Annotated in this window: 1 protein-coding gene; it reads left to right on the top strand. The window is 43.4% G+C overall.

The annotated features are described in order from the left end of the window. The coding region (locus ACWHAR_RS32135) for an acyl-CoA thioesterase (RefSeq protein ID WP_452089055.1) at window positions 1-348 on the top strand (348 nt) is incomplete at its 5' end. Between the last annotated feature and the right edge of the window lie 166 nt (window positions 349-514).

The raw sequence follows: 514 nt of genomic DNA, 5'->3' as shown, positions 1-514 counted from the left end.
ATGTTTGGGCATATGAATAATGTAACCCCTTTTATATATTTTGAGGAGGCGCGGATTTCTTATTTTAAAAAGCTGAATATGATGAGTGAAAACAAACAGACCATGACAGTCGTGGCAAGCCAGCAATGCGATTATTTGCGCCAAGTCATGCCTTATGAAGAGTTGCGCATCTATGTGAAAACAAGCGCAGTCGGCAGTTCATCTCTTACCTTGCACTATCTCGGAGAGAACCTCGAAGGCGAACCCTGCTTCACCGGGGCAGTCGTGATGGTTCAAGTCTCAAAGGAAAGCGGCAAAGCTGTCAGCTGGACAGATGAGGAGAAAGAAACGCTTCTTCATACACGATAAACTAATTATCTTGTAAACGTCACCTCCTGCGCCCTTCTTACATATGTTATCTCGACTATATCAAAACCCATTCGTTTCTGATTCGCTCTCACCTTAGCAAGGAGGGTTACAATACTTGAAGGAGAAAGAATTTCAATCGAAGCCGCTGCTAACGAAAAGAGAAAGA

It is taken from the genome of Bacillus sp. LR--39, from assembly GCF_053613335.1.
Note: the sequence above shows the minus strand (reverse complement) of the source record. Positions and strands in the feature narration are given on the sequence as shown.